The sequence below is a fragment of the Streptomyces sp. SID12501 genome, from assembly GCF_010550245.1.
GTDB lineage: Bacteria > Actinomycetota > Actinomycetes > Streptomycetales > Streptomycetaceae > Streptomyces.
Genome location: NZ_JAAGLU010001068.1, coordinates 1 through 385 on the forward strand (window position 1 = coordinate 1; position 385 = coordinate 385).

At 73.8% G+C, this 385-nt stretch carries 1 protein-coding gene; it reads right to left on the reverse strand.

Features of this window, described 5'->3' with window-relative positions:
- Positions 1-385: substrate-binding domain-containing protein (locus G3I71_RS49855; RefSeq protein WP_164325608.1), on the reverse strand; the 385-nt coding region annotated here is incomplete at both ends.

The following is a 385-nucleotide window of genomic DNA, read 5'->3' on the forward strand; positions in this document are numbered from 1 at the left end:
GAGGGCCATGAGGTCGGAGCCGCAGACGACCGCGGTGTGCCCCGACGCGAACAGCTCGGTCGCGGCGGCCTGCCCGCCCTCGACCGTGAACAGCGTCGAGACGACGTGCGCGTCGGCGTCGGCGGTCCCGAGGTGCTTCTCGAGGAGCGAGACGAACGCGTCGCGCTTACGCTGCGAGGGGACGAAGCGCGTGGGCCCGACGGCGAGCCCGATCGCACGGTGGCCGAGGGAGTACAGGTGGCGGAACGCCTGGTCCATCGCGGCGGTGTCGTCGGTCGACACGGCCGGGGCGTCCACGCCCTCGGCGTAGCCGTTGACGAGCACGAGCGGGACGCCGCGGCCCCGCAGCCGGTGGTACCGGTCCTTGCTGGCCGTGGTGTCCGTG